General features: G+C 60.0%; 1 protein-coding gene. It reads right to left on the reverse strand.

What is annotated here, in order from left to right; genetic code table 11:
- On the reverse strand, positions 1-5764 hold a 5764-nt coding region (locus ACFFNA_RS40605; RefSeq protein WP_378926073.1), incomplete at both ends, for a calcium-binding protein.

Raw genomic sequence — 5764 nt, forward strand, 5'->3', positions numbered from 1 at the left:
CCACGATGTCGCCGGTGTTGTCGACGACGTAGGTGTCGCTGCCTGCGCCGCCGAGCATGCTGTCGGCGCCAGCGCCGCCATTCAACACGTCGTCGCCACCCATGGCGGAGATCATATTGGCTGCCGCGCTGCCCGTCAGCGTGTCGCCGAATGCCGAGCCGATCAGGTTCTCGAAGCCGGAGAGGGTATCGCTGCCCGAGCCAATAGTGTTCTGGACGGCCGTCGTCGCAAGGCTCACTGTGATGGCCGCGGCCGCGTGCTCGTAGCTCAGCGTGTCGATGCCAGCGCCGCCGTTGAGCACGTTGTTGTTGCCGTCGCCCTCGAGCGTGTCGCTCTGCGCGGAGCCGAGAAGTCCCTCGATGCCGGAGAAGGTGTCGCCTTCGGCATCGCCGCCATGCGCCACGCCGGTCGTCAGGCTGACGTCCACACCGGCTGCCGACGCCGCATAGCTGGCCGTGTCGGTACCGGCGTCGCCGATGAGCGTATCGGCGCCACCAAGCCCCGCCAAGGTGTTGTTGCCGGTGTTGCCGGTGATCACGTTGGCAAGCGCATTGCCGGTGCCGGCCACATTGGCCGTCCCCGTCAGCGTCAGGTTCTCGACGCTTCCAATGACATGCACAGCATCGGAAAGGCTGAAGGCAATCGACGAGCGAACCAGGTCGGTGCCGTCGCCGCCGGTCTCGTCCACGATGTCGCCAGTGTTGTCGACGACGTAGGTGTCGTTGCCGATGCCGCCGACCATCGTGTCGACGCCTGCGCCGCCGTCCAGATAATCATTATCGGCAAGGCCATTGAGCGTATCATTGCCGCCCAGTCCCGAAATGATGTCGGCTTCCGGGGTTCCGGTTAAGGTCTGAGCCGCATTGGTACCCGTGATTGTCTGGCCCGCAACGTCCGTGACGGTAACCGCGATCGACTGATTATCAACGGAGGAGCCATCGGAGACCTCCACCTTGACGTCGTAGACATTGTTGCCGCCACTGTCGGCCGGCGCCTCGAAGTCTGGCGCGTTCTGGAAACTCAGGACGCCCGTCGTAGCATCGATTTGGAACAGGCCGGAGTCGGCGCCACCGACGATCGAGTAAGTGAGCGTATCGCCAGCATCCGGATCGGTTGCCGAGACGGTGGTCACCGCCGTGGCGTTCTCTGCAACCGAAACCTGAGCCGTATCACCTCCGCCATTAGACGTGATGGCCGGAGCAGTATTCGGCGTGATCACAAGTTGTGCATAATCCGGATTAGCCGCGGCTATCACGGTCAGCGTCCCATGGATTTGGCCGGAGAGCACAATGGTGCTGTCGAAAGTCCCGTCGCCATTTCCATCGATGTCGATGAAGCTGTCTGTTGCAGTCGTGCGAAGACGGTAGTCGCTCGCCGAGGCCGACCCGAAGGCCACCATGATTTTTTCGCCGTATTCGTAGTCGGTGATCCTGTCGCCATTCCAGTCGGTGACGCTGCCGGCAAACGTATCGACGCCAGCGCCGCCGGTGAGGGTGTCAACGTCATATTGCCCGGCGAGTTGGTCATCACCATCACCGCCGATTAATATGTCGTTGCCGAAGTTGCCTTGAATCTCATCCGCTTGCGATGATCCAATAAGCGTGTCTGCCGATGACGACCCGCCCATGAAGATTGAGTCGTTGGAACTCCAGTTCGAGAAGGTCCATGCTCCGATATCGAGAGTTCCCGGTGCATCCATCGAGATGCTGATCGCGTTGGCCCCGGCATTGCCCACGACCGAAGCGTCCATGGACAATCCCGCTCCGATTTGCGTCGACGAAAAAGCGACGGTTGCAGGAATCGCTGATCCGCCAAAAGCCAAGGTTTCAATCGAGCCAAGCGTGGCCTGGCGGAAGTCATTGTTCCCGAAGATGAGCAGCTGGTCTGTTCCGCTCCCACCGTCGATCGACTCGCCGCTTGCGACATCCCCCGCGTTGAAGCTGAACTTATCGTTGCCTGCGCCGCCTTGCATGGTGTCTGCGCCGAGGCTCCCGAAAATGACATCGTCAGCCACGGAGCCTATCAACACGTCATTGGCATTGGACCCTATCAGCTCGAGACTGTCATTCGGGCCCCAATTCTGAAATACAGCAGTACTAAGGTCAGCTGTTCCTCCCGAGGTGACGCGCACGGATATCTGGTCGAAAAATGCGCTGCCCACGAAGGTATTTATCTGACCCGCTCCGACATCATCGCTGCTGAGCCACACCGTAGCACTGGAAGTGGTGTCGAATGCCAGGCGCTCGACGCCTGTAATGCTTACTCGGTAAAGGTCGCTGTTGTTCCCTTCGACCGATATGGTGTCGATTCCAGCTCCGCCATCGATCGTGTCACCCAAGGCACTGTCCGAGAAGCCGTAGTGGATGACGTCATCGCCCTCGCCGCCATCAAGGATATCTGACCCTGATCCACCGCGCAGGTTGTCGTCGCCGCCTCCGCCCGAAATCGTGTCGTTTCCGCCAAGCCCAAGAATTGTTTCGTCTTCGCTAGTGCCAATAAGCACGTTGTCAAATTCATCACCGATGATCGTGTTCGGCACATCCGTCACCATGATGGCGACGCTGCGGTCGGTGCTGAGCGTGCCGTCGGAAGCGGTGACGACGATGTCGTAGACGTTGTTGCCGTCTGAATCGGCCGGGGTCTCGAAGTCGGGCGTTGCCTTGAAGGTGACCTCGCCGGTCGAGGCGTCGATGTCAAACAGCGCAGCGTCCGTGCCAGCCAGCGAATAGGTCAATGCACCGAGATTATCGCTATCGCCGGCGTTGGCGTCATAGGCGACACCCGTGCCGTTCTCGGCAAAGCTGGCGCTCGTGCCCGAGGTGAACACAGGAGCGTTGTCGTTGACGTTGGTCACCGTGACCGTAATCGTCTGGGTGTCCAGGCCGCCATGGCCATCATCGGCCTTAACGACGACCGAATAGAACTGGTCGAAGATCCCGCCGTTGAGATTGGGATTCTCAAAATCGGGCGCCGTCACGAACGACAGCGCGCCCGACTGGCCGTCGATCGAAAACAGGTTGGCGTCAAACCCTGCGGCGATCGAGTAGGTGAGCGTGTCACCGGCATCAGGATCTGTGGCCGTGACCGTCGACACGGCTGTACTGTTCTCCGCAATCGCCAGAGAGGCCGTATCGCCCCCACCCTCCGATGTGATCGTTGGCGGACTGCTGTTGGCAACGGGGATAATGTCCAGCGTCGCAGATCCGGCGACGCTCCCGCCGCTGCCATCGCTGACGGTGTAGGAATAGGACACGTCCGACTCGTCATTGGCAGCCGGTGTGTAGCTCCAAGTCCCATCGCCATTGTCGACGAGCGAACCGGCGCCGGCGGTGATGGCCAGATTGGAGGCGGTAAGGCTGTCGCCGTCGACGTCGCTGGCGTTCGCCAGCAGTTCGGCCTGCGTGATCAGCCGTGCACCGGAACCCTCCTCTATCGGTGCAAGGATCACCGCCGACGTGGTGGGCACGTCGTTAACGGGAGTGATATCAAGGTGGGCGGCCCCCGCGATGCTTCCGCCATGGCCATCGCTGATCGTATAAGAATAGGATACATCCGTGTCGTCATTGAGGGCCGGCGTGTAGCTCCAGGTGCCGTCGCCATTGTCGATCAGCGAGCCGGCGCCAGAAGAGATGGCCAGGCCGGAGGCGGTAAGGCTGTCACTTTCTACGTCAGCGGCGGTGGCCAACAGATCGCTCTGTGTAATGAGCAGTGTGCCGGAGTCCTCGGCTATCGGCGACAGACCCACCAGCGTGGCAGTTGGCGCATCGTTACTGCCAACAATGGAGATGTCGATTTGAGCGGTAGCGGTCGCCCCGTTGGCATCAACGAGCCTATAGGTGAACGAATCGGTCGCCGCGGCTCCTTCAGCGAGAGCCTGGGTGTCCAGATCGCTATCGTTCAGCGAATAGGTGTAGTCACCATTCACGTCGATCAAAAGCGTTCCATAGGTTCCGACAAGCGAAGTCGCTCCTGAGATAGGCGTGAACGCCACGCCTAAAGCCGAAGCCCCGGCGTGTGCGCCATTGATGGACAACGTGTCTCCCAAGCTTGAGTCGGCATCGGTGTCGTTGCTGAGGGCATTTCCAGTGGCTGTGGCATCGCCGACCGTGCTGTTGGCAACACCTCCCGCCTCGATCACGCTGTCCGAAGCGTTGGCGTCATTTACGCCCACCGGCGCGTCGTTGATGATCTCAGCACCCGAGAAAGTCCCATTTGAGAAGGCGAAGTTCTCGACGTTCGCTACGCTGTCAGAGCCATCGACGCCCGTCTTGTCGATTATCGTGTAGACACCGTTGGAAACACTGATCGTGTAATTCGTCCAAGGCCCGGTGAAGACGACGGTGTCGTCACCCCCGCTGCCGTCGATTGTATCGTTGCCGCCCGATCCAGAAAGAAAATTGGCCAAGCCGTCGCCTGTCAATACATCGTCGCCGCTGCCTCCGGTTACTCCTTCGAAATTGCGGATCGTGTCCTCTGCGACTCCGCCGACGGTCACTATGGCATCCGCCGAACCGTTCAGCGTCACTACGATTGCATCCGCTCGATCGCTGTAGCTGACAATATCCTTCTCCGGCCCCGAATCGATCCTCGACCCGCCATCCAGGACATCGTTGCCGAGGCCACCATTGATGACATCATCGAAGGCTGTGCCGATGATTTCGTTTGCGCCAGCGTTGCCTTTAAGGCTGAGGCCATACGACAGGTTGCTAGCGTCAATGTTGAGCGCAGTTGTGCCGGAGGTGCTGCCATTTAAGTCGGAAATGACAAGTTCCTCGATCGATGAGATCCCCGCACGCAGCGTAAGCGTATCGTTGGCTATGGTGCTCGCGAAACGTATGGTGTCGAAGCCATCACCGCCGTCAATTGTCTCTCCGAGTGCGTAGTTTGTAGCGCGCTCTATGATGACGAGGTCATTGCCGCCGCCGCCATAGATTGCATCGGCGCCCTGGTCTCCAAAAATCCGGTCGTTGCCACCATTCCCGACGATGGTGTCATTGTCGCCGCCGCCGTGAAGTTCGTCGTCACCAGCATCGCCGTAGAGCTGATCGTCGCCAAGGTCGCCAAACAGCGTGTTGAGTGCGGTGTCGCCACCATTGCCTGTCCCATCAACGCCGCCAATGAGGATGTCAGCGTCATCACCGCCATGCAGCGTATCGGCACCCAAGCCGCCGACAAGCCTGTCGCCGCCCTCGTCACCATTGAGGGTGTCGTCGTTACCCTCGCCGTAGAGATAGTCGCCATCAAGCCCGCCATTCAGCGTGTCCATTCCATCGCCGCCGTAGATGGTGTCGCTACCGGCAAGGCCGTTCACCGTGTCGTTTCCTCCGACCGAGTAGATCAGGTCGTCCTCGGGCGTACCATTCATCGTCTCGTCAATATTGCGGCCGACCTGTGCGATGAAATTGCCGGCCAGGAAATCGCCTTCGGAAAGGCCCTGGTTTAGCGGGTCGTTCAGTTCAACGACGAGGTCATCGGCATCAAGCAAAAAGTTGCTGTTGATGTCGGCAATGAGGATGGTGGTGGCCCCGATATGCGTCCACCAGACCTGAGTGAATCCGGCGCCGACGTCAGATCCGCCGAGTGCGGTGCCAGTCGTGAGATTTGCGAGCGCGATTTCGCCACGAAACACCAATGGGCCGCCGTCATAGGTTCCCGGGGAACCACGACCGACGGAAAGGTCGAGCTTGTCGCCGTCGTCGCGGCTGAAGTCTGTGATCGTGTCGTGCTCGGCAAACGTCGAATCCGAGGCCGTGAAGATGCGGAA

Source organism: Mesorhizobium kowhaii, from assembly GCF_042431665.1.
GTDB classification, from domain to species: domain Bacteria; phylum Pseudomonadota; class Alphaproteobacteria; order Rhizobiales; family Rhizobiaceae; genus Mesorhizobium; species Mesorhizobium kowhaii.